Annotated in this window: 22 protein-coding genes; 13 read left to right on the top strand and 9 right to left on the bottom strand. The window is 72.5% G+C overall.

Annotation, left to right across the window (positions count from 1 at the left end; genetic code table 11):
• The first annotated feature begins 174 nt into the window (after positions 1-174).
• The 3 genes from P3T34_RS06800 to P3T34_RS06790 all read left to right on the top strand — a co-directional run bounded on the left by P3T34_RS06800 (position 175) and on the right by P3T34_RS06790 (position 2,106).
• Entirely contained in the window at positions 175-432 is a 258-nt protein-coding gene (locus P3T34_RS06800; RefSeq protein WP_280665080.1) for a LapA family protein, read from the top strand.
• Positions 433-549: 117 nt separating this feature from the next.
• Positions 550-1,455, top strand: a complete 906-nt coding sequence (locus tag P3T34_RS06795; RefSeq protein WP_280665079.1) for a LysR family transcriptional regulator — start codon at positions 550-552, stop codon at positions 1,453-1,455.
• Positions 1,456-1,545: 90 nt separating this feature from the next.
• On the top strand, positions 1,546-2,106 hold the full coding sequence (locus P3T34_RS06790; RefSeq protein ID WP_280665078.1) for a cysteine dioxygenase family protein: 561 nt from the start codon (positions 1,546-1,548) through the stop codon (positions 2,104-2,106).
• Positions 2,107-2,122: 16 nt separating this feature from the next.
• Here the strand turns inward: P3T34_RS06790 and P3T34_RS06785 are convergent, their stop codons facing one another.
• Positions 2,123-3,550, bottom strand: coding sequence for a hypothetical protein (locus P3T34_RS06785; protein WP_280665077.1), 1,428 nt, complete (start codon positions 3,548-3,550; stop codon positions 2,123-2,125).
• A 67-nt stretch (positions 3,551-3,617) separates the two neighbouring features.
• Positions 3,618-4,418 carry a TetR/AcrR family transcriptional regulator gene (locus tag P3T34_RS06780; RefSeq protein ID WP_280665076.1) on the bottom strand — a complete coding sequence of 267 codons (801 nt, stop codon included), beginning with the start codon at positions 4,416-4,418 and terminating at the stop codon, positions 3,618-3,620.
• A 162-nt stretch (positions 4,419-4,580) separates the two neighbouring features.
• Between P3T34_RS06780 and P3T34_RS06775 the strand changes: the two genes are divergently transcribed.
• Positions 4,581-5,240 (top strand): molybdopterin-dependent oxidoreductase, encoded by a 660-nt coding sequence (locus P3T34_RS06775; protein ID WP_280671869.1) that lies wholly within the window; start codon positions 4,581-4,583, stop codon positions 5,238-5,240.
• Positions 5,224-5,862: a cytochrome b/b6 domain-containing protein gene (locus tag P3T34_RS06770; RefSeq protein ID WP_280665075.1), complete on the top strand. Its 639-nt coding sequence runs from the start codon at positions 5,224-5,226 to the stop codon at positions 5,860-5,862. Before P3T34_RS06775 ends, P3T34_RS06770 begins: the two co-directional genes overlap by 17 nt.
• Here P3T34_RS06770 and P3T34_RS06765 read toward each other — a convergent pair.
• Positions 5,838-6,380 carry an NUDIX domain-containing protein gene (locus P3T34_RS06765; protein ID WP_280665074.1) on the bottom strand — a complete coding sequence of 181 codons (543 nt, stop codon included), beginning with the start codon at positions 6,378-6,380 and terminating at the stop codon, positions 5,838-5,840. The two genes, P3T34_RS06770 and P3T34_RS06765, sit on opposite strands and share 25 nt — an antisense overlap.
• Before the next feature lie 65 nt (positions 6,381-6,445).
• Here P3T34_RS06765 and P3T34_RS06760 point away from each other — a divergent pair, with 65 nt between their 5' ends.
• Complete coding sequence (locus P3T34_RS06760) at positions 6,446-7,669, top strand: serine hydrolase domain-containing protein (protein ID WP_280665073.1); 1,224 nt, start codon at positions 6,446-6,448, stop codon at positions 7,667-7,669.
• A 42-nt stretch (positions 7,670-7,711) separates the two neighbouring features.
• Here P3T34_RS06760 and P3T34_RS06755 read toward each other — a convergent pair whose 3' ends face one another.
• From P3T34_RS06755 to P3T34_RS06745, 3 genes are all read right to left on the bottom strand, one after another.
• Complete coding sequence (locus P3T34_RS06755) at positions 7,712-8,101, bottom strand: DUF779 domain-containing protein (RefSeq protein WP_280665072.1); 390 nt, start codon at positions 8,099-8,101, stop codon at positions 7,712-7,714.
• Complete coding sequence (locus P3T34_RS06750) at positions 8,101-9,606, bottom strand: aldehyde dehydrogenase family protein (protein ID WP_280665071.1); 1,506 nt, start codon at positions 9,604-9,606, stop codon at positions 8,101-8,103. The genes P3T34_RS06755 and P3T34_RS06750 overlap by 1 nt, the downstream gene beginning before the upstream one ends.
• A gap of 97 nt (positions 9,607-9,703) precedes the next feature.
• Positions 9,704-10,657: a hypothetical protein gene (locus P3T34_RS06745; RefSeq protein ID WP_280665070.1), complete on the bottom strand. Its 954-nt coding sequence runs from the start codon at positions 10,655-10,657 to the stop codon at positions 9,704-9,706.
• 260 nt (positions 10,658-10,917) lie between these two features.
• On the opposite strand from P3T34_RS06745, the gene P3T34_RS06740 reads away from it, so the two are divergent.
• The 6 genes from P3T34_RS06740 (at position 10,918) to P3T34_RS06715 (ending at position 18,930) form a co-directional block, all read left to right on the top strand.
• On the top strand, positions 10,918-13,875 hold the full coding sequence (locus tag P3T34_RS06740; RefSeq protein ID WP_280665069.1) for an AAA family ATPase: 2,958 nt from the start codon (positions 10,918-10,920) through the stop codon (positions 13,873-13,875).
• Positions 13,876-13,917: 42 nt separating this feature from the next.
• The gene (locus tag P3T34_RS06735; protein WP_280665068.1) at positions 13,918-15,042 is read left to right on the top strand and encodes an aldose epimerase family protein; all 1,125 of its coding nucleotides are present in this window, start codon (positions 13,918-13,920) and stop codon (positions 15,040-15,042) included.
• 151 nt (positions 15,043-15,193) lie between these two features.
• Entirely contained in the window at positions 15,194-17,548 is a 2,355-nt protein-coding gene (locus tag P3T34_RS06730) for a nitrate- and nitrite sensing domain-containing protein (protein ID WP_280665067.1), read from the top strand.
• A complete protein-coding gene (locus tag P3T34_RS06725; protein WP_280665066.1) occupies positions 17,545-17,949 on the top strand; it encodes a roadblock/LC7 domain-containing protein in 405 nt (134 codons plus the stop codon). The genes P3T34_RS06730 and P3T34_RS06725 overlap by 4 nt, the downstream gene beginning before the upstream one ends.
• Positions 17,950-18,002: 53 nt before the next feature.
• Complete coding sequence (locus P3T34_RS06720) at positions 18,003-18,353, top strand: DUF742 domain-containing protein (RefSeq protein ID WP_280671867.1); 351 nt, start codon at positions 18,003-18,005, stop codon at positions 18,351-18,353.
• Positions 18,354-18,357: 4 nt separating this feature from the next.
• Entirely contained in the window at positions 18,358-18,930 is a 573-nt protein-coding gene (locus P3T34_RS06715; protein ID WP_280665065.1) for an ATP/GTP-binding protein, read from the top strand.
• A gap of 25 nt (positions 18,931-18,955) precedes the next feature.
• On the opposite strand, the gene P3T34_RS06710 is transcribed toward P3T34_RS06715, so the two are convergent.
• Positions 18,956-19,903: a helix-turn-helix domain-containing protein gene (locus tag P3T34_RS06710; protein ID WP_280665064.1), complete on the bottom strand. Its 948-nt coding sequence runs from the start codon at positions 19,901-19,903 to the stop codon at positions 18,956-18,958.
• Positions 19,904-20,001: 98 nt separating this feature from the next.
• Here P3T34_RS06710 and P3T34_RS06705 point away from each other — a divergent pair, with 98 nt between their 5' ends.
• Positions 20,002-21,033, top strand: a complete 1,032-nt coding sequence (locus P3T34_RS06705) for a saccharopine dehydrogenase NADP-binding domain-containing protein (RefSeq protein WP_280665063.1) — start codon at positions 20,002-20,004, stop codon at positions 21,031-21,033.
• A gap of 17 nt (positions 21,034-21,050) precedes the next feature.
• On the opposite strand, the gene fahA is transcribed toward P3T34_RS06705, so the two are convergent.
• Both fahA and P3T34_RS06695 read right to left on the bottom strand, forming a co-directional pair.
• Positions 21,051-22,274 carry a fumarylacetoacetase gene (gene fahA / locus P3T34_RS06700; protein WP_280665062.1) on the bottom strand — a complete coding sequence of 408 codons (1,224 nt, stop codon included), beginning with the start codon at positions 22,272-22,274 and terminating at the stop codon, positions 21,051-21,053.
• The gene (locus tag P3T34_RS06695; protein ID WP_280665061.1) at positions 22,271-23,491 is read right to left on the bottom strand and encodes a cupin domain-containing protein; all 1,221 of its coding nucleotides are present in this window, start codon (positions 23,489-23,491) and stop codon (positions 22,271-22,273) included. The genes fahA and P3T34_RS06695 overlap by 4 nt, the downstream gene beginning before the upstream one ends.
• Positions 23,492-23,835: the final 344 nt, after the last annotated feature.

Here is a 23,835-nt window from a genome sequence, read left to right as displayed (position 1 = left end):
ATGTTGTCGAGTGTTTCCGGAAGGTGAACCTCCGCTGTGCCGGGAGTGTTCCCAGTTGCGCGGGTAAGACCGACCACTAGGTGTCACTCGTGCGGGGGAGCTGATTGCCCTGTCCGGCCCAGCGCGGCGCGTACCGCCGAAGCGGTGGGCGGGCCCGGCCCGCAGACTTCCCCTGTGACCAAGAACCGGGACAGCTCATCCTTCGCGGGCCAGAAGAAGAACAGCGAGATCGGGGGCATCCCCACGCGGGTCATCACCGGTGTGGTGATCGCGGCGCTGGTGCTCTGGTTCCTGCTCGCCAACCTGAACAGCGTGAAGATCCAGTTCTGGCTCTTCACGGTCACCACGCCGTTGTGGATCGCGCTGGCCGGCACGCTGCTGGTCGGCGGGGTGGTCGGCTATCTGCTCAAGGGACGGCGCATCAACGGCTAGCAGGCGTCGGGCAGGGGTCGGGCAGGGGTTGGCAGGGCGGCCGGGTTGCTGGGACTCTGATGATCGGTTGAGCCGATGGTGTGTCCCGTCAGCCAAAGTTCTGCTTATGATTCAGCGATGTTGGACACCCGGCACATCCGGACCTTCCACGAAGTGGTGAACACCGGCTCGTACACCGGCGCGGCCCGGGTGCTCGGCTACACGCAGCCGGCCGTCACTCAGCAGATCAAGGCGCTGGAGCGGGACGTCGGGGTGCCGCTCTTCGCGCGGGCCGGGCGGCGGATGCGGCTGACCGAGGCCGGCGAGACGCTCGCCCGGCACGCCGAGGTGATCCTCGGCAATCTGGGGGCCGCACAGCAGCAGTTACGGGCGCTGTCCCGGCTGCGGGCGGGTCAGGTCCGGGTCTGCGCCTTCCCCAGCGCCAATGCCACGCTGATCCCCGACGCGATGGCCCGGCTGCTGACCCAGCACCCCGGCGTCCGGGTCGAACTCCTGGAGGCGGAGCCGCCGGAGTCGCTGAACCGCCTGCTGGCCGGCGAGTGCGACATCGCGCTCGCCTTCCGCTACCCCGGGATGCGGGCCGAGGTGCCGCCCGAGCTGGTCGAGATCCCGCTGATGGAGGACCTGCTGACGGTGCTGCTGCCGGTCGGCCACCAGCTGGCCCGCCGGCACGCGGTGCGGCTGACCGAGCTCACCGGTGCCCGGTGGATCGCGGGCTGTCCGCGCTGTCGGGCCAACTTCCTGCACGTCTGCGCGGAGGAGGGCTTCCAGCCGGACATCGTCTTCACCACCGATGACAACCTGGCCATCCAGAGCCTGGTGGCGGCCGGGGTCGGCCTGGCGGTGGTCCCCTCGCTGGTGCTCTCCTTCCTCTGCCACGCCAAGGTCACCGGGCGGGCGCTGGAGCCGCATGTGCGGCGCCAGGTCTCGGCGTACGTGCTGCGCGAGCACCTGCCGCTGCCGGCCACCGAGCTGGTGCTGAACGAGCTGCGGGCGGTCGCCGGTGCGCGGTTGGGCTGCTGACGCTCCATCAGGTGTCCATAAGCGGGCCTAGGGGGAGGCGAAGAATCCCTCCTTGGACGGATCGGCTTGGTCGGCCGCAGGCTGGTCGGTATGACCGTGCAGACTGTTTCCGCCCGCACCACGGTGCTGACCGACGCGCTTGTCTCCGAGATCCGGGAGGTCGTGGCCCACGGGCTCGACCCCGAGCTGACCGCCCACCTGGTCGGCGAGCGGCTTCGGCCCTACCTCGGCAGAGCCGAGCTGCTGACCGAGCAGCAGGTCGAGGGCGACCCCGACAGCTACCGGCAGCACGTGCTGCACGCCGAGCCGGACGGGAGCTTCTCGGTGGTCGCGCTGGTCTGGCTGCCCGGGCAGCGCACCTCGATCCATGACCATGTCTCCTGGTGCGTCGCCGGGGTCCACCAGGGGCGGGAGACCGAGCGCCGCTACCGGCTGGTGCCGGATGGCTCGGCCGCACGGCTGACCGCGACCGAGGACGTGGACAACCCGCAGGGTTCGGTCTGCGGGTTCGCGCCGCCCGGGGACATCCACCGGGTGCAGAACGGGTGCAGCTCGACGGCGATCTCGATCCATGTGTACGGGGCGGACGTGGTGCGGCTGGGCACCAGCATCCGGCGGGTGTACCGGCTGCCGGACGGCGCTCTCGACTAGGACGGGCGTGCCCTGGCTAGGAGAACGGGTCCCACGCGGGCGCGGGCGGCATCGGCCGCTCCGCGCCCGTCGTCGTGTCCGGCTGGGGGGCGAAGGGGTCGAAGTCCGGGGGCGGGATGTTGACCGGGGTGCCCTTGCTGCGGGGCTGCTCGGGTGCGGGTGCCGGGGCCACTGCGGGTGCGGACGCCGGCGGCTGGGCGTCGGTGGTGCGGGTGACGGTGCCGAAGGGGTCCAGGGGCTGATCCGCCGTCACCGTGCCGAACGGGTCGAGCGGTTGCCGGGCCGGGGCGGGCTCGGGGATGGGTGCGGGCGCAGGAGCGGGCGCGGCTGCGGGGGGAAGGACCGGCGGGGCCGGTACCGCCGTCTTGAGGGCCGGCCCCACCCCGTCCCAGCCGATCTCGATGCTCTGCAGCAGCTGCGCGAAGACCTCGGTGTACAGCGCCCAGTCCTCGCCCTGCGCGGTTCCCAGCTGCACGGTCAGCACCGACTCGCCGTCCGGCAGCGGCAGGAAGGCCTGCACCACGGACGTCACCAGCCAGCGCCGCGCGCCGTCCTGGGCGAGCACGCCGGGCACCGCCGCCGTCCGCCCCTGGACCAGGACCGCGGCCGGTCCCGACGGCAGGATCACCGTCCAGACCTCGGCCTGCGGACGGGAGTTGGCGAGCTCGCCGGCCAACTCGGCGATCGTGCCGGGGGCGTGGTGGAGTGCGACCACGAGCGAGGCGTTGCTCGGCCGGCCCTCGATCCGCACCGCCGCGACGCCCGCGTAGAGCACCCCGGCCGCTTCGGCCGGATCGGCCAGCGTGGCGCCGACCACGGCCCAGTCCCGCCGTGCGGTGCTGTCGGCGCCGGCGAACAGCTCGTCGGCGACCTCGGCGAGCTGCTCGGCCAGCGCCGCGCCGTCGCCGCGCGCGGTGAGCGCGTGGAAGGCCGGCGGGACGGCCAGCCGGACCTGCACCCCCTGGCCGGTGGGCAGTTCGGCGGGCGTCAGGGTCTGCCGGCCGGCGGCGAGGCGGGCCAGCGGGGCGGCGAACTCGGGGCGCAGCGGGGCACCCGAGGGCTCGGCGCTGACGGGGAGCTGGAAGGCGGCGGCGTCCGGCGGGCCGACCACGCCGCGGACGGGCGCGTGGCCGTAGCGGGCGAGCAGTCGTTCGACGGTCGTCGCCGTGGTCGGGGCAGCGGGCCTGGCCGAGCCGCCGGAGACCAGGGTGCCGAGGCCGCGCACCGCGAGCCGGCCGGGCCCGGAGAGGGTCAGCCAGTGGTCGAAGAGCGCGGGGGCGCGGTCGGCGTCCGAGGGCTCGCGGAAGCCGGTGAGCGCGGCGAGCGGCTGACGGGTGGCGCCCGGGCCGAGCAGGGCGTCCGCCAGCGCGTCCACGCTCGCCGAGATCCGCTCGGCGGCGGCCGCTGCCGCCGTACCGCCGTCGGCGTAGCCGTCCTGCGTCATGGTCCGGAGCCCCCCGTTCTGCCGTGCTCGACTGTGCTGCGGCGTTCCCCCGCCGGTGACTTTTCTATCAGACGGGCTCGGGCTCGCCGCCCAGCACCAGCAGGCCGACGGCTTCGGCCAGTCCGGGGGCCGCCAGCAGCCCGGCCATCCCCTGCACCAGCTTGCCGGTGGGGCTGCCCGCGCGTTCGGCGGCGAGGAAGCCGACCAGGGCCTGCGCCAGCTCCGGCTCTCGCGAGGCCGTCACCACCAGGGCCGCCACGAAGTCCTGGACGAGCCGCAGTTGGAGCTCCTCGCGGGGTTGGCGCCGCCGGTCGGCCAGCCACTCCAGCGCGCTGATCTCGGCGTTGGCGATCCACACCCGTACGGTCAGCCGCAGGGCCGTGCTGGGCCGCTCCAGGGCCAGGTGGGAGAGGATCTGGTCGTGCGCGGCTCGCCGGACCTCGTCGATCACGGCGTTGGTGCCCGGGCTGGCGGCCACCGAGCCGCCGCGCAGCAGGGCCTCGAAGCCGGGGCCGTGGCTCTCCACGAAGTCCAGGTAGCGGCCCATCACCCGGTGCAGCCGCTCGGAGAGCGGACCGGCGGGGGGCTCCTCGAAGCGGCCGGCCAGCTCCTGGCCGGCCCGCCGCAGCGACTCCTCGTAGATCGCCTGCTTGCCCGGGAAGTAGTGGTAGACCAGCGGGCGGGAGGCGCCGGCCGCGGCGGCGATGTCGTCGATCGACACCTCCTCCGGCGGCCGGGAGCTGAACAGCTCCAGCGCGACGGCGATCAGCTGCTCGCGCCGCTCGTCCACGCTCAACCTGCGCCGTTGCGGGGTCCGGGGGGCCGTAGCGGGCGTACGGGGAGCCGTTGCGGGCGTACGGGAAGCCATAGCTGCACACCTTAGACGGCTGGGGCGACGGTCAGAGATGACGAAAGTCTGACGGTAACCCCCCAGGGGTGTCCGGTGGGGTCCGAGCGTGGCCAGAATGGGCCTGTGAACGAGACTCCGCCCAGCAGAGGCACCCCGGTCGGTCGGCGGCTCGTGCTGGGCATGCTCGGCCTGGGCGCGGCCGGGGTCGTGGCCGGGCCCGTCCTGCAGCGGGCGGTGGGCTCGGTGCTGTCCGCGGTCTCCCGGCAGGACCCGACGGGCCTGACCGCCCTGCTGCCCGACTCGGGCGGCTTCCAGTACTACTCGGTCACCGGTGCCGTCCCCGCGCCCAAGGACTACCAGCTGACCGTCGGCGGCCTGGTCGACAAACCCGGCAGCTACGCGCTGGCCGACCTGCAGGCGCTGCCGCAGCACCGGATCGTGCACGATGTGCAGTGCGTGACCGGCTGGCGGGTGCCCGGCACGCCCTTCGAGGGTGTCCGGCTGGCCGATCTGCTGGACGCGGCGGGCGTGCGCCCGGGGGCCACCGCGGTGAAGTTCAGCTGCTTCGACGGCGAGTACACCGAGAGCCTCACGCTGGACCAGGCCCGCCGGGACGACGTGCTGGTCGCGCTGAAGATGCAGGACAAGCCGGTCACCCACGACCACGGCGGCCCGGTGCGGCTGTATGTCGCGCCGATGTACTTCTACAAGTCGGCCAAGTGGCTCTCGGGTATCACCGTGACCTCAAGCGTCGAGCCCGGCTACTGGGAGAACTACGGCTATGACGTCGACGCCTGGGTGGGCAAGTCGAACGGACGCGACGATGCCCCGACCAGCTGAGCCGCCGAGCGGTCCGGACGGCCGGCTGCCGCGCTTCACACCGGCCGAGCGCTGGGCGCACCGGGTCACCGCCACGCTGATGATGACCTGCGTGATCACCGCGGCCTTCCTCTACCTGCCGCAGCTCGCGGTGCTGGTGGGGCGGCGCCGGCTGCTGGTCGTGGTGCACGAGTGGGCCGGGCTGATGCTGCCGGTGCCGGTGCTGGTCGGCCTCGCCTCGCGGGCACTGCGCCGCGATCTGGGGCGGCTCAACCGTTTCGCGCCGTACGACGCGGACTGGCTGCGGGCCGCCCTGCGCCGGCGCTACCGGCGCCGGGCGGGCAAGTTCAACGCCGGGCAGAAGCTCTTCGCGGGCTGGATCGCGGGGGCCACCCTGGTGATGCTGGGGACCGGGCTGCTGATGTGGTTCACCCATCTGTCCTCGCTGACCTGGCGGGTCGGGGCGAGCTTCGTCCACGACTGGCTGGCGCTGGCGGTCGGCGTGGTGGTCGCCGGGCACATCTGGATGGCGGCCAGGGATCCCCAGGCGCGGCTGGGGATGCGCACGGGGAGCGTGGATCCGCTCTGGGCGCGGGCCGAGCACCCGGACTGGGATCCCTACGAGGAGGGCGGGGGCGCGTAGTCCCAGGACGAGCCCGCCGGGCGCTCGAGGTAGCGGCGGTAGGCCTCGCGTCCGTCGGGGACGACGTCCCAGACGTGCAGGCGCTCGGCGACCTCGTCGTCGGTGAGCCAGTCGTACCAGTCGATCTCCGAGACCTGCGGCGAGACCGGGCCGGTCCAGCGGGCCTGGTGGACATCGCAGAACCAGGAATAGGACCCCTGTTCGAAGAGGAACTTGAAAAGGGGCTCCAGGCGTACGCCGGTGACCCCGAGTTCCTCCTCGGCCTCCCGGATCGCCGCCTCCGTGTAGGTCTCACCGGCGCCCACCACGCCCCCGACGAAGACGTCGTACGCCCCCGGCGCGAAGAGCTTGTCGGGCGACCGCCGGTGGACGAAAATCCGGCCCTCGGCGTTTCGGACCAGCACCATCACGCAGCGATGGGTCAGCCCTTGGCGGTAGACCTCACCGCGGGTGGCCGTGCCGATGACCTCGTCCTGCTGGTCGACGATGTTCAGCAGTTCATCCGAAGGATCGCTCATGATGATCAGACTAAGGTTCGAGGGGCGGGTGGGTATGGAAATGAACCGAGTCGAGGCGGCGCGCTGTGGTGGAGATCTGGGGCGAGACGGCCGAGGGGTACGAGCCCGTTCGGGAGGCGTTCGCCCGCAACTTCCGCGACTACGGTGAGCTCGGCGCCGCCTTCGCCCTGTATGTGCGCGGGCGCAAGGTGGTTGACGTATGGGGCGGCGACGCGCGTCCCGAGGTGGGCGGGCGCCCGGCTCCGGCGGTCGCCTGGACGGCCGACACCGCGCAGCTGCTGCGCTCGGTCACCAAGGGGCTGACGGCGGCCAGTGCCCTGCTGCTGGCCCAGCGCGGGCAACTCGACCTGGACGCGCCGGTGGCCGCGTACTGGCCGGAGTTCAAGGCGGCCGGCAAGGAGCGGGTGCCGGTGCGCTGGCTGCTCTCGCACCGGGCCGGGCTGCCCGCGCTGGACGTCCCGCTGCGGGTGGAGGACGTGCTGGCCTGGGAGCCGGCCGTCGCGGCGGTGGCGGCGCAGGCGCCGGCCTGGGAGCCGGGCAGCGCGCACGGCTACCACCCTTACACCTTCGGCTGGTTGGTCGGCGAGGTGGTCCGCCGGGTGAGCGGACGCACCGTCGGCCGGTACTTCGCGGAGGAGATCGCCCGGCCGCTCGGCCTGGATCTGTGGATCGGGCTGCCGGCCGAGGCCGCGCCGCGGGTCGGGAAGCTGGTGGACCTGCCGATGCCGCCGGCCGCCGTCCAGGCCGGTCCGAGCGGGCTGCGGCTGCGGCCCAAGCAGTCGGTGGTCGACGCCTACCAGAACCCGGCCACGCTCACCGCGCGCGCCTTCGCCGTCGTGCGCCCGACCCTGGACCTGAACGACCCGGCGGCCCAGGCGGCCGAGATCCCGGGCGCGAACGGCATCGGCACGGCCCGTTCGGTGGCCCGCTTCTACGCCGCGCTGATCGGCGCCGCCGACCGGCACGGGCGCCCCGGCGAGGTGCTGCCGGCGCTCTTCGACGGGCCGACGCTGGCCGAGGCGGGCGGGCCGGCCTCGGACGGGCCGGACCGCGTGCTGATCGTCAACTCCCGGTTCGGGCACGGTTTCTTCCGGCACGGGCCGACCTCGCCGATGTCCTCGCCGGCCGCCTTCGGCCACCCGGGGCGGGGTGGCTCGCTGGGCTTCGCGGACCCGTCGCTCGGCATCGGCTTCGGCTATGTGACCAACGGGATGCAGCCGGGGGTGACCGGCGACATCCGCTCGCGCAGCCTGATCGCGGCGGTCCGGGGCTGCCTGCCGCCGAGCTGACGCGTGGGCCCCGGCACCAGCGTGCCGGGGCCCACGTCAGGGTCAGCGCGGGCCGAGCGCGGCCGCCTCCTCGTCGGTCAGCAGCCGTGAGCGGGTCAGGAAGCGCTTGCCGGTCGGCGACTCCACCGAGAAGCCGCTGCCCCGCCCCGGCACCACGTCGATGGTCAGGTGGGTGTGCGACCAGTAGGCGAACTGGTCGCGCCCCATCCAGACCTGGACCGGCGCCAGTCCCCGCACCGCCAGCTCACCCACCAGCACGTCGCTGTCCGAGGTCAGGAACTCCCCGGCGGGGTAGCACATCGGCGCCGACCCGTCGCAGCAGCCGCCGGACTGGTGGAACATCAGCGGGCCGTGCTCGGCGGTCAGCTCCCGCAGCAGCTCGGCGGCGGCCTCGGTCACCGCCACCTGGGAGACCGGCGTCGGCGGCGTCATCAGAAGAAGCCCTGCGCCTTGGTCGAGTAGCTGACCAGCAGGTTCTTGGTCTGCTGGTAGTGCTGCAGGGCCATCTGGTGGGTCTCCCGGCCGAAGCCGGAGTTCTTGTAGCCGCCAAAGGCTGCATGCGCAGGGTAGGCGTGGTAGCAGTTGGTCCACACCCGGCCGGCCTGGATGGCCCGGCCGGCCCGGTAGGCGTTGGAGCCGTCCCGGCTCCAGACCCCGGCGCCCAGCCCGTAGAGCGTGTCGTTGGCGATCGCGATGCCGTCCGCGAAGTCCTCGAAGCGGGTCACCGCGAGCACCGGCCCGAAGATCTCCTCCTGGAAGATCCGCATGCTGTTGTCGCCCTCGAAGACGGTGGGCGCGACGTAGTAGCCGCCCGAGAGGTCGCCGCCGAGGTCGACCCGCTCGCCGCCGGCCAGCACCTTGGCGCCCTCGGCCTGGCCGATCTCGATGTAGGAGAGGATCTTCTCCAGCTGGTCGTTGCTGGCCTGGGCGCCGACCATGGTGTCGGTGTCCAGCGGGTTGCCCTGGCGCATCGCCCGGACCCGGTCCAGGCCGTCGGCGAGCAGGCGGTCGTAGATCGGGGCCTGGATCAGCGCCCGGCTGGGACAGGTGCAGACCTCGCCCTGGTTGAGGGCGAACATCGCGAAGCCCTCCAGCGCCTTGTCGTAGAAGTCGTCCCGCTCGGCGGCGACGTCCGCGAAGAAGAGGTTGGGGCTCTTGCCGCCCAGCTCCAGGGTGACCGGGATCAGGTTGCCGCTGGCGTACTGCATGATCAGCCGGCCGGTGGTGGTCTCGCCGGTGAAGGAGATCTTGCGGATCCGGCTGCTGGAGGCCAGCGGCTTGCCGGCCTCGACGCCGAAGCCGTTGACCACGTTGACGACGCCCGGCGGCAGCAGGTCGGCGATCAGCTCCATCAGGACCATGATCGAGGCCGGGGTCTGCTCGGCGGGCTTGAGCACCACGGCGTTGCCGGCCGCCAGGGCCGGCGAGAGCTTCCAGATCGCCATCAGCAGCGGGAAGTTCCACGGGATGATCTGGCCGACCACGCCCAGCGGCTCGTGGAAGTGGTAGGCGACGGTGTCCTCGTCGATCTGCGAGAGGCCGCCCTCCTGGGCCCGGATCGCACCCGCGTAGTAGCGCAGGTGGTCGATGGCGAGCGGGAGGTCGGCGGCCAGCGTCTCGCGCACCGGCTTGCCGTTCTCCCAGCTCTCCGCGACGGCGAGCAGTTCGAGGTTGGCCTCGATCCGGTCGGCTATCCGGCTCAGCACCAGGGCGCGTGCGGCCGGGGCGGTCTGCCCCCACTCGGGCGCGGCCGCGTGCGCGGCGTCCAGGGCCAGCTCGATGTCCTCGGCGGTTCCGCGAGCCACCTCGCAGAACACCTGGCCGGTGACCGGGGTGGGGTTCTCGAAGTACTGGCCGCGGACCGGGGGGACCCAGGCCCCGCCGATCCAGTTCTCGTAGCGGGACTTGTAGGTCGTGGGGGGCTGAAAGATCGTCAAGTCTCTTCTCCCATATGCCTTGCGGGTGGGCCGGGTGGCGCGCGTTCGACACCCTAGCCGCGCTCGGCGCGATCGGCTACGGTACGTGGAGGGATGGTCACGCTGCCCGGTAACGGCCGGTGCTGCCCTCCCAGTCGAGGTAGCCGGTCAGCCAGGCGGTCAGTCCGTCGGCGTAGCGCTGGGCTGTTCGGCGCTCGTCCGGCCCGAGCTCCAGATCCCGGTAGGTGCGGGGTAGTTCGTCGACGATCCGGGTGTAGCGCTGGGCCATCACCTGGGCCTCGGCGAGCACTGCCGCGCCGGCCTCCGGCAGCGAGCAGCCGCGCTCGCGTTGGACGATCATCACCAGGTTGTTGACGTCGCCGCGCAGCGCCTCCTGCGGGAACGAGCGTACGTCGTTGGTCAGCGAGGGGATGTCGGCGGCGAGTTGGCGCAGCTGTCTGAGCTGCGGGCAGTGGAAGGCGGCGGGGGTCACCTCGAAGCGGCCGACCCGCTCCACCATGTCGAGCACCGTCTCCATCGCGGCGGTTCCCCGACGCAGGATCAGATAGCCGTCACGGTCCGGTGGTTGGCCGCCGAGTCGACCGGCCGCCTCGGCCGGGTGGCTGGCGAAGTACCACTCCCAGTTGTAGGTGGCACGGGCTCGCCAGCGGTCCGACATGCCTTCGGTGATCCGCCGCCAGAGGTTCTCGAAGGCCTCCGTGCAGGGCGATCGGCGGGGCGTGGGGCGGCGCCCGTGCAGCACGCCGGTCAGTTCGTCGCAGATGGCGGCCACCTCGCCGGGGCGGCGTCCGAGGGGCCCGTCGAACTGGTCGTCGAAGAGGAAGTAGAACCCCATCAGATCGGTGACGAGGGAGAGTTCCTCGGGCGCGCAGTCGGGGTAGCTGAGAGAGGCCAGACCGGGCACGTCCCAACGGGCGTACCCCGCGCGGTCGAGCCGGCTGCCGAGCATCGCGTACGTGGCGAGCCAGTGCGCGTGCCGGGTCTCGGCATTGTCCCGATGCGGGCTTAGCCGCGGCGGGGACGGCAGCTGAAGTGTGATGGCATCGGACATCGGACTCCCGGGGAGGAGAGGGCCGGCTGGGTGGGTGGTGCCGTTGACGCTGTGTGCTGTGACAGGATCCACTGAGCCCTGGTGGGGCGGCGGAGGTTCTGGTCACACCATCAGATGGCATGACTGTCGCAGCAATTGCCCCCGTCACATGAGCTTGAACCCTGATGAACGCCCCGGCCTGCGCGAATGGGGAACACGGCGGCCGCCGCAGCGCTACTCTCGCTCCAGGATCGCGGAGCGGTGAGGCGGAGGGACCGACAGTGACCGAACAGGGGCACGAGCGGGTGGTACGCGACGAGCAGCCGGAGGGCGCCGAGTCGGCCCTACCGCGGTTGTACGAGCGTGACCACGCCATCCGGGCGGCGAAGCTCGCCATCGACACACTGTGCCTGGACTTCGCGGCCGGCGGCATCCAAATCGGCACACTGCTGCTCTACAGCGCCCAGGCCGGCCTGGGGAAGACCGCGATGCTCCAGCAGGTGCGCAGGCTGGCCCTGCTGCGCGGCGACTGCACGGTGATGAACGCCCGCGGTGGCGAGCGGCGCAGCAAGGAGCCGTTCTCCGTGGTGCGCCAACTGCTCCAACCCGCACTGCTGCGGCTGTCGTCCGAGCAGCAGCGCGAGGTGTTCGGCATCTGGTACGAGACGGCCGGCCCGGCCGTCGGCCTGGTCAAGGGAACCGGCGAGCTGGACCCGCAGAGCGTGCTGGCCGGCCTGGACTACGTGGTGACCCAACTCGCCCAGCTCAAGGCGCCGCTGGTCATGATCGTGGACGACCTGCAGTGGGCCGACGAGGAGTCGCGGGGCTGGCTGGAGGGCTTCGCCCTGCGCGCGCCGGAGCTGCCCGTGCTGCTGGCGATCGCCTGGCGCTCGGACGAACTGCCCGAGCAGGCGCATGAGTTCCGCGCGCTGGTGGCCGCCAACTCGCACCGCCACGTGGAGTTCCAGGGCCTCCAGCCGCAGGCCATCGAGAAGTTGGTCCGGGCGGCCTACCCGGACACCGCGGAGGACTACTTCTGCCGGCAGGTCTGGGCCGTCACCGCGGGCAGCCCCTACCTCACCCAAGCGCTGCTGGCCAAGGTCCGCGAGCGCGGCATCGAGCCGGTCGAGGAGTCCGTCGCGCTGCTGCACGACCTGGCCGCCGAGGCCAAGGGCATGACCCGCGAACTCTGGCTCGCCAAACTCGGCGTGAGCACCCTGACCTTCGCGCACGCGGCCTCGATCCTCGGCACCCAGATCCTGCCGGGCGTGGCGGCCCGGATCGCGGGCCAGTCCCCGACGATCGCCGCCGAGGCGATCTCCGAGCTGCGCAAGCAGCAGGTGCTGAGCGGCCCCGCCGAGGGACCGCTGGAGTTCGTCCACCCGCTGGTCGCCACCTCGATCTACAAGTCGATCCGGTCGGGGACGCGCAGGGCGATGCACGGCAAGGCGGCGGTCGAGGTGGAGAACGCCGGCCGGCCGCTGACCGAAGCCTCCCGCCACCTGCTGGAGACCCATCCGGAGGGCGACCCGGAGGTCGTCGTCAAGCTGCGCCGGGCGGCCAAGGAGCACCTCGCCGTCGGCGCCCCGGTCGCCGCCAAGCGCTGCCTGGAACGCGCCCTGGAGGAGCCGCCGGAGGACGAGGACAAGGCCGAGGTCATCTACGAGCTGGGCTGCTCGGCGCTGTTGACCGACCCGGCCACCACCGTGCGCCAACTGCGCCGCGCGCTGGAGACCGACGGGCTCTCGGACGACCTGCGGGTGGACGCCACCTTCCGGCTCTCCGAGGTGCTCGCGCACAGCGGGCAGTTGGTGGAGGCGGCCGACCTCACGCTCACCGAGGCGCAGCGGACGGCGCCGGGCCCCGGCCGGATCCGCCTTGAGGTGGCGCACTTCATCTGGGCGGCCTTCCAGCGCGAGGAGCAGGACGGCCCGGGCCGTTCACGCCGACTGGCCCAGCTGCAGGAGAGCCTGCCGGGCGACGACATCTACGCACGGGCCGCCCGCGCGCTGCGCGCCTGGGACCTGACGCTGCAGGGCGCACCCGCCGCCGAGGTGCTGGCGCTGGTCGACTCCGCTCTGGAGGACGGCAAACTGCCGCCCGGTCTGGACTGGACGAGCAGCACCTGGGGTCTGGAACTGCCCGCGATCATCGGTCTCACCTACGTCTACACCGACCACCTGGACCGCGCCGAGAAGCTCTTCGAGGACGCCATCCCGGCCTTCGAGGTGGCCGGTTGGGGCGGCGGCCACCTCGGCTTCGCGCACTTCCTGATGGGCCTGGCGCGGTTCCGCCGCGGCGCGCTCGCCGAGGCGGAGGAGTTCCTGCGCAGCGCTCTGCGGATCGCCCGCCGGCTGGGGCCCGGCCTGCCGCTGCAGTGGGACGCCGTCGGGGTGCTGGTCGACACGCTGCTCGCCCGCGGCAAGGTCGAGGACGCCTGCAAGGTGGCCCAGGACTACGCCTTCGCGCCGCCGTACCACCCGACCGCGATGGTGCTGCCGGACGCCCCGACGCTCTACGGCAAGCTGCTGCTGGCCCAGGAGGATCGCGAGGGCGCGGCCGACGTCTTGCGCGGGGTGGGCGCGCAACTGGCCGACCGCGGCTGGCACAACACCATCTGGGCGCCCTGGGTCGGCCATCTGGCGATCGCCGTGCATCCGCAGGACCCGGTCGAGGCACGCGAGTTGGCCGAGCAGAACCTGGCGCTGGCGGAGCGCTTCGGGGTCGCCTCGGCGGTCGGCACCGCGCTGCGCACGGCGGCCGCGGTGGCCGAGGGTCAGCGCGCGGTGGAGCTGCTCGAGGAGTCCGTCCAGCAGCTCGGCCGCTCCCCGGTCGGCTATGAACACGCCTACGCGCTGGTCGACTTGGGCGCCGCACTGCGCCGGGCCGGCCGACTGGCGGACGCCACCGAGCAGTTGCACCAGGGGATGGAGCTGGCGGTGGAGTGCAACGCCGACGGCCTGGTGAAGCGGGCCCGCGACGAGCTCAAGGCCTCGGGTCTGCGCCCCAACCGCCTGCGCACCACCAGCAAGGACGCGCTCAGCCACGGCGAGTGGGAGGTCGCCGAGATGTCCGTCAGCGGGCTGACCGCACTGGAGATCTCCGAGGGCCTCTGCGTCCCGCTGAGCCTGGTCCACCGCCGACTGGCGGCGGTCCACCGCAAGACCGGCACCAACCGCGAGGGACTGGCCGCCGCACTGGGTCTGCAGAGGAACCGCCCGGAGGGCGCCGAAGGCTAGGCTGACGGACAAACCGCACATATCCAGACGAGGAGCAGGCAGATGGCCCTGACGTCCCAGCAAGGAGCAGGCCCGGCAGCGCCCGTGGAGGTCTCGCACGCCCCGCTGGAGTCCGGCGGAGCGGGCGCCGCCATCGAGCGCTGGACGCTGCGGGCCGGGGCCGTCGAGGTCACCGTCCTCAGCCTCGGCGCCACCCTGCACACCGTCCGGACCCCGGACCGGCACGGGGAGGTGGCCCAGGTGCTGCTGGCCTCCGAGGCGCTGGGCCAGATCCTCGGCCCGGCCCGGCACTTCGGTGCCACCGTCGGTCGCTACGCCAACCGGATCGCCGACAGCCGGATCACCCTGGACGGCATCGAGTACCGGCTCGCCCCGACCGGCAACGGCGTCACCCTGCACGGCGGCCCGGACGGCTTCGCCAACCGGATGTGGGCGACCGCACCCGCGGCGGACGGCGACCGCGCGGGCGTCCGGCTGCGGCTGCACAGCGCCGACGGCGACCAGGGCTTCCCCGGCGCGCTGGACGTCGAGGTGGACTACCTGCTGGCCCCGAGCGGCGAGTTGAGCATCGAGTACCGCGCCGTCACCACCCGCCCGACGGTGGTCAACCTGACCAACCACGCCTACTTCAACCTGGCCGGCGAGGGCAGCGGCGACGTCCTGGGCCACCTGCTCACGCTGGACGCCGACGCCTACACCCCGGTCGACGAGCGGCAGATCCCCTACGGCCCGTACGAGCCGGTGGCCGGCACCCCGTTCGACTTCACCACCGCCACGCCGATCGGCAAGGGCATCAGCGACGGCCACCCGCAGCTGGCCGGCCCCGGCGGCTACGACCACAACTGGGTGCTGCGCCCCCGCTCGGCCGACGGCCGCCCGACCCGCGCGGCGCTGCTGGAGGATCCGGTCTCCGGGCGCGTGCTCGAGGTGCTGACCACCGAGCCCGGACTGCAGGTCTACACCGCCAACACCTTCCAGGGCGCGGTGACCGGCGACAGCGGTGTGCCGTACGGGCCGTTCGCGGGAGTGGCACTGGAGACCCAGCACCACCCCGACTCTCCGCACAATCCGGCCTATCCCTCCACACTGCTGCGACCTGCGGAGGAGTTCAGGTCGGTCACCGTGCTGCGCTTCAGCCGCCGTTTCCCCACCGGCAACGCGGTATGACTAGTATCACTGCTTCAGAGGTCCGGCCCCATGCGGTCGGCCGCGCCAGGCCGCCGCCCCTCCTGAGGAGAACCCCCTGCGCGCGCGTAAAGCCTCCCCCCACAGGCGTTCGCGGCTCTCCCTGCGAACAGCGCTGCTCCTGCTGGCCGTCGTGCCCAGCGTCGCGCTCGCCGCGCTCTGGGCCGTCACCACCGGACAGACCATGGTCGCCTTCCACCGGCAGGCGGCCCAGGGCCTGCTCGCCCAGAAGGCGGGCCAGCCCTCCAACATCGTGTACTACAACCTGCAGGAGGAGCGCCGGCTCAGCGCCGAGCAGCTCGCCCAACCAGGCAGCGTCACCGACGCGTTGACCAACCAGCGCCGGCTGACCGACGACGCGGTGCGCACCTTCCTGTCGCTCTCCGCCGTGGACTCCTCCGGCGCGCCCACCGAGATCCGCGACGCGGTCACCGCGGCCCGCCAGGCGATGGCCGAACTCCCGCAGCGCCGCGCCGCGGTCGACCAGGGCATCGCCGACCAGCAGACCACCTTCACCTACTACACCGACCTGATCACCGTCGACCTGCAGCTCTTCACCGCGCTCAGCCACGTCGACAACGGCCAGGTCACCTATATCTCGCGCGCGCTGGTCCAGAGCTTCTGGGCCAAGGAGATGATCGCCCGTGAGGACGCCCTGCTGGCCCGCGGCTGGCCCTCCGGCAAGCTCAGCACCGCCGACTTCCAGCAGGTCCAGCAGTCCATCAACGCGCAGTCGCTGCTCTTCACCGTCGATGTCGCGCCGTATCTGACGCCCAGCGAGTCGGCCACCTGGAAGCAGCTCACCACCGGCGCCGCCTGGCAGGCCAAGGCGGCCGTCGAGCAGGAGCTGCTGCGCCCGACCGCGGCCGACGCCGACGGCAATGTGCCGCTGCCGCCCGACGAGGCCCAGTGGCGCCAGGCGATCGACCTGACCACCCCGCAGCTGGTCGCCCTGATGCAGAGCCGCACCGACGACGTGGTCACCACCGGCAAGGACAGCGTGCTCTCGCTGCTCCTCACCGTCGTGCTGACCAGCTTCGTCGGCCTGATCGCGGTCATCGCGGTGATCATCACCAGCTGGCGGCTGGTCCGCTCGATGCGCCGGCGGATCCGCGACCTGCAGCAGCAGGCCGAGGAGTTGGAGCGCACCCTGCCCGAGGTCGTGGAGCGCCTGGGGCGCGGCGAGCAGGTCGACGTGGAGGCCGAGAGCCGGCCGATCGTCGCCGACCGCGACGGGCGCGGCGGCGACGAGCTCGGCCGGCTGGGCAGCGCGCTCAACCTGGCCCGCACCAGCGCGCTGCAGACCGCCGTCCGGCAGGCCGAGCAGCACCGCGGCTTCGAGCGGCTGCTGCAGCGCATCGCCCGCCGCACCCAGCTGCTGATCGGCCTCCAGCTCAAGAAGCTCGACGAGTTGGAGCGCCGGCACGAGGACCCCGAGGTGCTGCAGGGCCTCTTCGACCTCGACCATCTGACGGCCCGGCTGCGCCGCTACGAGGAGAACCTGGTGATCCTGGCCGGCGGCCAGCCGCAGCGCCGCTGGCGCAAGCCCGTACCGCTGCTGGACGTGCTGCGCGCGGCGCAGGGCGAGGTGCAGGACTACAAGCGGATCATGCTCGACGTCGAGGGCAGCCCGTGGATCTCCGAGCGGGCCGTGGGCCCGGTGGTGCACGTGCTCGCCGAGCTGATGGAGAACGCGGCCGCCTTCTCCAAGCCGCCGCTGCCGGTGGAGGTCCGGGCCGCCCTGGTCGGGCGCGGCCTGGCGATCGAGATCGAGGACCGCGGCATCGGCATGGAGCCCGAGCAGTACGAGCGCGCCAACGAGCTGATCCGCCGGCCGCCCCGGATGGACGTGCTGGAGCAGGCCGACGACGTCCGGCTCGGCCTCTACGTGGTCGCCCGGCTGGCGGAGGGCCTGGGCCTGCGGGTGGAGTTCCGCCCCTCGGCCTTCGGCGGCACCCGGGCGGTCGTGCTGATCCCGGCCGAGCTGGTCACCGACGGCGAGCGCGTCGAACCGGCCCCCGAGCAGCAGCCGGTCGAGCCGCTCGCGCTGCCGGCCCGTACGCGTGGGCGCGCGCTGTCCGCCGCCGTGGTCACTGCGGTGATCACGGACGTGGCTCCGCCGGCCTCGCAGCTCGCCTCGGAGACCGCCTTGGAGCCCGCTTTGGAGCCCACCGCCGTGCGGCCCGAGCTGACGGCCGCCCCGCAGCCCCGGCCTGCCCGCACCGAGGACCACGGCCACCCCGCCGAGGACCCCGAGCAGCCGCTGCCGCAGCGCGTGCGCCAGGCCAGCCTGGTCGCCGAGCTGCGCACCCCGCAGCCGCCGGCCGCCCCCGCCGCCCCGACCGGGCGTCAGGACGGCGCCCCCACCCGCTCCGGCGCGGCGATCGGCGCCTTCCAGCGCCAGTCCCGGGCCGCCCGCACCCCCGCTGACAGCTCCGGCGAGCCGACTCCCACCCCCCACGCCCCTACGACGGAAGACCGGTCATGACGCGCACCATCGCCACTCACCAGGATCTGGACTGGCTGCTGGACGGACTCGTCGATTCGGTGGTCGGCACCCGCCACGCGGTCCTGCTCTCCGACGACGGCCTGGTGGTCAGCCACTCCCGCGACATCGAGCGCGCCGATGCCGAGCGGCTCGCCGCGGTGGCCACCGGCCAGCAGAGCCTGGCGCGCGGTGTCGGCCAGCTCTTCGACGGCGGCCAGGTGCACCAGGTGATCGTCGAACTGGCCGACCTCTGGCTCTTCGTCACCGCGGCCGGCCAGGGCACCCACCTGGCGGTGATCGCCTCCCAGGACGTCGACGCCGAGGTGATGTCGGTGGCCATGCACACCCTGGTCCAGCAGGTCGGGCAGAAGCTCGGCACCGCGATCCGGGGCGGCCTGTAGTGACGGCCCCGCACTGGAGCGAGGACGAGGCGCAGGACGACGGCTCGGAGTCGATGGTCCGCCCGTACACCATCACCCGCGGCCGTACCGCGCCCGAGCGGGACGACCTCACCCTGATCACCGTGCTGACCACCGTTCAGGATGCCCCGGACTCCGCCCGCCCGGGCGGGCGCGGGCTGCAGCCGGAGCACCGGGTGATCCTGGACCGCTGCCGGCAGCCCGCGGCCGTCGCCGAGGTGGCGGCCGACCTGGACCTGCCGGTCTCGGTCACCAAGATCCTGCTGGGCGACCTGATCGCCCAGGGCCTGCTGCTGGCCCGTGCCCCCCTCTCGGTGGCCCGGGCCGGCGGCGGCATGGACATCGGTCTGCTGACCGCCGTACGTGACGGACTCCGGAGACTGTGAAGAGATGACCAGCACTCAGGCGGCCCCCGCCGCCGTCAAGATCCTGATCGCGGGCGGCTTCGGGGTCGGCAAGACCACCCTGGTCGGTACCGTCAGCGAGGTCGCCCCGCTGCGCACCGAGGAGTACCTGACCCGGGCCAGCGTCGGGGTCGACGACCTGGACGGCGTGGACGACAAGGACACCACCACCGTCGCGCTGGACTTCGGGCGGATCACCATCAGCCCCGAGCTGGTGGTCTACCTGTTCGGCACCCCGGGCCAGGAGCGCTTCTGGTTCATGTGGAACGACCTGGTGAACGGCGCGCTGGGCGGGATCGTCATCGCCGACACCCGGCGGCTGGAGAGCAGCTTCGCCTCGATCGACTTCTTCGAGAGCCGGGGCATCCCGTTCGTGGTGGCGATCAACTGCTTCCACGGGCGCAACACCCGCAGCCCGCAGGAGATCCGCGCCGCGCTCGACCTCGATCCGCAGGTGCCGCTGCTGCTCGGGGACGTCCGCGAGCGCGAGTTCGGCCGCGACCTGCTGCTCGCGCTCGTCGACCACCTGATGAACCTGCCGGCCCTGCAGCCCGCGTAGCCGTTGCAGCTCAGGCCGTTGCAGCTCAGGCCGGTCCGGCGCTGCGGAACGAGCGGCGGTAGGTGTCGGGTGGGACGCCGACGGTTCGTTTGAACTGGCGCCGCAGGGTGGTGGCGGTGCCCATGCCGGTGGCGAGGGCGACCGCCTCGATGGTCTCGTCGGTGCCTTCCAGCAGTTCCTGGGCGCGGCGGACGCGTTGGGTCAGCAGCCACTGGAGCGGGGTCTGCCCGGTCACCGACCGGAACTGGCGTCCGAGATTGCGCGGACTGGTGTTCGCTCTGCGCGCCATGTCGACCACGGTCAGCGGTTGGTCCAGCCGCTGCTGGACCCAGCCGAGCAGCTGGGCGAGCCCGTGGTCGCCCCTGACCTGCAGCGGCGTGGACACGAACTGGGCCTGGCCGCCGGCCCGGTGCGGTGACATGACGAGGCGCCGGGCGACCGAGTTGGCGATGGCGGCGCCATGGTCGAGGTGGACCAGGTGCAGGCAGAGATCCACGGCGGCGGCCTTGCCCGCGGCGGTGAGCACGCTGCCGTTGTCCGTGTAGAGCACGTCCGGGTCGACGACGGCGCGTGGGTGGCGTGCACTCAGCTCCGCGGCGTGGGCCCAGTGGGTGGTGGCTCGTCGACCGTCCAGCAGGCCCGCAGCGCCGAGCAGGAACGCTCCCGTGCACAGCGAGGCGACCCGGGCACCGGACGCGTGGGCCGCCCGCACGGCAGCGATCAGCTCGGCCGGCGGCGGCTCGTCGATGTCGGCGCAGGCGGGGACGATCACGGTGTCGGCGCCGACCAGGCGCTCAAGACCGTGGTCGGGCTCGACCGTGAACGGGCCGACCCGTACCGGAGCGGGCCCGCAGAGCAGGACGTCGTACCAGTCCTCCACGGCCTCCCGCGGAGGGTTGCCGAAGATCTCGTACGCCACTCCCAGTTCGAAGTGCAGCAGGTTTCCGGCGGCCAGCAGGGCGACAGTTGGCATGTCCGAAAGTGTACGGGTGATGTCGTTACGGACTATCACGGTCGGGCCCGGTCGGCGCCGAGACTGGGTGCATCAGAAGATCGAGAACGGGGAGAACGATGCGCACAACGGCTGCTGTGGTGGTCTACGGGGCGACAGGGCACACCGGTCGCTTCATCGTGGCCGAACTGCGCAGGCGCGGTTTCGCCACCGTCGTCTCCGGCCGGGACGCGGGTCGGCTGGCGGAACTGGCGGCCCAGTGGCCGGAGGTGACGGTGCGCCCGGCGGCCGTGGACGACGCGAGCGCACTGGACCGGGCCCTCGCCGGTGCGGCGGCTGTCATCAACTGCGCCGGACCGTTCGCGGTGACCGGAGGCCGGGTCGTCGAGGCGGCGCTGCGCGCGGGGATCCCGTACGTCGACGTGGCGGCGGAGATCGAGGCGAATGCCGCGATGTTCACCGACCACGCGCAGGCGGCCCGGGTGGCGGGCACCCCGGTGGTGCCGGCGATGGCGTTCTACGGCGGGCTGGGCGATTTGCTGGTGACCGCGGCGATGGGGGAGTGGACGGCGGCGGACGCGGTGCACGTCGCGTACGGGTTGAGCGGCTGGCATCCGACGGCGGGCACTCGGGTGGCCGGTCAGGTGTCCCATCAGCGTCGCGCGGGCCGTCGGGTGCGGTTCGCGGACGGCGCGCTGCAGTACCACGACGACCCGGCCGTGGTGCAGGACTGGCTCTTTCCGGCGCCGCTGGGCCGGCGGGCGGTGATCGCGGAGTTCACCATGGCCGATGTCGTGACCGTCCCCAGCCACCTGGCCGTGCCGGAGGTCCGCACCTATATGAGCGTCGAGGCCGCGCGGGACCTGGCCGAGGAGGGCACGCCGGAGCCGGCGCCGGTCGACGCCCTGGGGCGCTCGGAGCAGACCTTCGTCGTCGACGTCGTGGTCCGCGCGGGCGGTGTCGAGCGCCGCGCCACGGCCCGTGGCCAGGACATCTACGCGGTCACCGCGCCCCTGGCGGTGGAGGCCGTCCGACGCATCCTGGACGGGCGGACGCGGACCACGGGCGTGGCCTCGGCCGGCGCGATGTTCGACGCGGTGGACTTCCTGCGGGCGCTGGCCCCTGACGTGTCCGTCGAGCTTTCCGACTGACCAGCGCCCGCAGGAACTCAGCCCCGGACGGTGCCGGTGACCTCGCCGAAGCCGATCCGCACGCCGTCCGCGCCGGGGGCGGTAGCCCGCAGCGTGACGGTGTCGCCGTCCTCGAGGAAGGTGCGCGCGGAGCCGTCAGGCAGCGTCAGCGGGTCGCGCCCGTTCCAGGTCAGCTCGATCAGCGAGCCGCGCTGGTCGGCCTCGGTGCCGGAGACGGTGCCGGAGGCGTAGAGATCGCCGGTGCGCAGCGAGGCGCCGTTGACCGTCATATGCGCCAGCATCTGCGCGGGCGACCAGTAGAGGCCGGCGAACGGCGGGCGCGAGACGGTGTGCCCGTTGAGCTCCACCTCGATCGCCAGGTCCAGGCCCCAGGACTGCTTCTCCGCCAGGTACGGCAGCGGCTCGGGCAGCTGGGCGGGGGTGTCGACCCGGGCGGCCTCCAGCGCCGCCAGCGGGACCACCCAGGCGGAGATCGAGGTCGCGAAGGACTTGCCGAGGAAGGGGCCCAGCGGCACGTACTCCCAGGCCTGGATGTCGCGGGCGCTCCAGTCGTTGACCAGCACCGCGCCGAAGACGTGCTCGGCGAAGTCGTCGACGCCCACCGCCTCGCCGAGCGCGGAGCCCGCGCCGACGATGAAGCCGACCTCGGCCTCGATGTCCAGCTTCACGGACGGGCCGAAGACCGGCGCCGGGTCGCCGGGCGCCTTGCGCTGGCCGCTGGGGCGGCGCACCTCGGTGCCCGACACCACGACGGTGCCGGCCCGGCCGTGGTAACCCACCGGCAGGTGCTTCCAGTTGGGCAGCAGCGCCTCGCCGTCGGGGCGGAACATCCGGCCCAGGTTGGTCGCGTGGTTCTCCGAGGCGTAGAAGTCGACGTAGTCGGCGACCTCGATCGGCAGCCGCAGCTGCACCTCGTCGATCCGGTGCAGGTTGGCCTCCACCAGGCGGCGCTCGTCCTCGGTGGTCAGCAGCGTGGTGACCCGCTCACGGACGTAGGCCCACTCGGCCGGGCCGCGGCGCAGGAAGGCGTTGAGCGAGCCGGTGGCCAGGTCGGCGCCGAGCGGGGTGCCCGCCCAGATCGCCGCCAGGTCCAGCACATGCGCGCCGATCGCGACGCCGACCCGCGGCTCGCCCACGGGGTGCCCGCCGCGCAGCGGCGTGAAGACGCCGTAGGGCAGGTTCTGCACCGGGAAGTCGGAACCCGCGGGAACCGGGACCCAGGTCTGAAGGGCCGTCGTCACTTGCTGCCACCGTCCTGCGGGCCGCGCCCGCTCCAGCTCCATGCGTACCTGCCGTCGTCGCTCGCTCGGCCGCCCTCGGCGATCTCCAGCGGGCGGAAGGTGTCCACCATCACCGCCAGCTCGTCGAAGAACTCCGCGCCGATGCTGCGCTCGTAGGCGCCCGGCTGCGGGCCGTGGGTGTGGCCGCCGGGGTGCAGCGAGATCGAGCCCTGGCCGATGCCGGAGCCCTTGCGGGCCTCGTAGTCGCCGCCGCAGTAGAACATCACCTCGTCGCTGTCCACGTTGGAGTGGTAGTACGGGACGGGGATCGACAGCGGGTGGTAGTCCACCTTGCGCGGCACGAAGTTGCAGATCACGAAGTTGTTGCCCTCGAAGACCTGGTGGGCCGGCGGCGGCTGGTGGATCCGGCCGGTGATCGGCTCGTAGTCGCTGATGTTGAAGGCGTACGGGTAGAGGCAGCCGTCCCAGCCGACCACGTCGAACGGGTGGGTGGGGGTCACGAAGACCGTCCCGGCCACGCCCTCGCTGCCGTTGCCGCGGTGCTTGACGTAGATCTCGTGATCACCGCTCTCGTCGCAGAGCAGTGGTCCGACCGGGCCGCGCAGGTCGCGCTCGCAGAACGGCGCGTGCTCAAGGAGCTGCCCGAACTTGGAGAGGTAGCGCTTGGCGGGCGTGATGTGGCTGTTGGCCTCGATCGCGTAGAGCCGCAGCGGCTGCTCGCCGCTGGGCACCCAGCGGTGGGTGGTGGCGCGCGGGATGACGAGGTAGTCGCCCTGCCCGGCCTCGATCGCCCCGAAGACCGTCTCCAGCGTGCCGCTGCCGGACTCCACGTAGACGCACTCGTCGCCTATGGCATTGCGGTAGAGCGGCGAGGGCAGCCCGGCGGCGACGTAGGCGATCCGGACGTCGGCGTTGGCCAGGATCACCCGGCGGCCGCGCACGGCGTCCGTCTGGCGCCACTCCTCCCCGGGGAAGAGGTCGTGCAGCTTGAAGTGGAAGGGCTTCAGCGGGTGGTTCGGCTCGGGCTTGCCCTGCGGCAGGGCCCAGATGCGGCTGTCGACCAGCGCGGACGGAATGGCGCGGTGGTAGAGCAGTGAGGAGTCGGAGGAGAAGCCCTCCTCACCCATCAGCTCCTCGTAGTAGAGGCCGCCGTCCTCGTTCCGGTGCTGGGTGTGCCTTTTGGGCGGCACCGTGCCGACGGTGCGGTAGTACGCCATTGTGCGCCTCCTGAGCGACTGACCACCCTGGACTGCGCCGGCCAGGGCTTCGCCCGCCCAAGGGTTGCGGGCGGACAGGACAATCCCATGGCCAGCGGGCCTGTGGTGTCAAGGACCAGCCCGGCCGATGGGCCGCGCAGCCCTCAGGACGCGCGTCGGCAACTCTGAGGACACGCGGATGTAACGATCGCCCTGATCTTTCAGAAACTTGCTGCAAGGACTTTCAGCCACGATTGCATCGCTGTTACGTTCCTCGACAAGCCCGACGGCCCAGGTCCCTCCCGGGCGCGAGTCGGCGCAGGACGGCCATTATGCGCGTCCACTCACCACCCCCGGGCACCCCC

Source organism: Kitasatospora sp. MAP12-44, assembly GCF_029892095.1.
Classification (GTDB): domain Bacteria; phylum Actinomycetota; class Actinomycetes; order Streptomycetales; family Streptomycetaceae; genus Kitasatospora.
This window is presented reverse-complemented; position numbering and strand designations above follow the sequence as displayed.

Bases quoted from the DNA above. Each gene is read 5' to 3' on its own strand.
- P3T34_RS06795 (WP_280665079.1), top strand. From the start codon at position 550: ATGTTGGACACCCGGCACATCCGGACCTTCCACGAAGTGGTGAACACC.
- P3T34_RS06790 (WP_280665078.1), top strand. From the start codon at position 1,546: ATGACCGTGCAGACTGTTTCCGCCCGCACCACGGTGCTGACCGACGCG.
- P3T34_RS06785 (WP_280665077.1), bottom strand. From the start codon at position 3,550: ATGACGCAGGACGGCTACGCCGACGGCGGTACGGCGGCAGCGGCCGCC.
- P3T34_RS06780 (WP_280665076.1), bottom strand. From the start codon at position 4,418: ATGGCTTCCCGTACGCCCGCAACGGCTCCCCGTACGCCCGCTACGGCC.
- P3T34_RS06775 (WP_280671869.1), top strand. From the start codon at position 4,581: ATGCTCGGCCTGGGCGCGGCCGGGGTCGTGGCCGGGCCCGTCCTGCAG.
- P3T34_RS06770 (WP_280665075.1), top strand. From the start codon at position 5,224: ATGCCCCGACCAGCTGAGCCGCCGAGCGGTCCGGACGGCCGGCTGCCG.
- P3T34_RS06765 (WP_280665074.1), bottom strand. From the start codon at position 6,380: ATGAGCGATCCTTCGGATGAACTGCTGAACATCGTCGACCAGCAGGAC.
- P3T34_RS06755 (WP_280665072.1), bottom strand. From the start codon at position 8,101: ATGACGCCGCCGACGCCGGTCTCCCAGGTGGCGGTGACCGAGGCCGCC.
- P3T34_RS06745 (WP_280665070.1), bottom strand. From the start codon at position 10,657: ATGTCCGATGCCATCACACTTCAGCTGCCGTCCCCGCCGCGGCTAAGC.
- P3T34_RS06735 (WP_280665068.1), top strand. From the start codon at position 13,918: ATGGCCCTGACGTCCCAGCAAGGAGCAGGCCCGGCAGCGCCCGTGGAG.
- P3T34_RS06725 (WP_280665066.1), top strand. From the start codon at position 17,545: ATGACGCGCACCATCGCCACTCACCAGGATCTGGACTGGCTGCTGGAC.
- P3T34_RS06720 (WP_280671867.1), top strand. From the start codon at position 18,003: ATGGTCCGCCCGTACACCATCACCCGCGGCCGTACCGCGCCCGAGCGG.
- P3T34_RS06715 (WP_280665065.1), top strand. From the start codon at position 18,358: ATGACCAGCACTCAGGCGGCCCCCGCCGCCGTCAAGATCCTGATCGCG.
- P3T34_RS06710 (WP_280665064.1), bottom strand. From the start codon at position 19,903: ATGCCAACTGTCGCCCTGCTGGCCGCCGGAAACCTGCTGCACTTCGAA.
- P3T34_RS06705 (WP_280665063.1), top strand. From the start codon at position 20,002: ATGCGCACAACGGCTGCTGTGGTGGTCTACGGGGCGACAGGGCACACC.
- P3T34_RS06695 (WP_280665061.1), bottom strand. From the start codon at position 23,491: ATGGCGTACTACCGCACCGTCGGCACGGTGCCGCCCAAAAGGCACACC.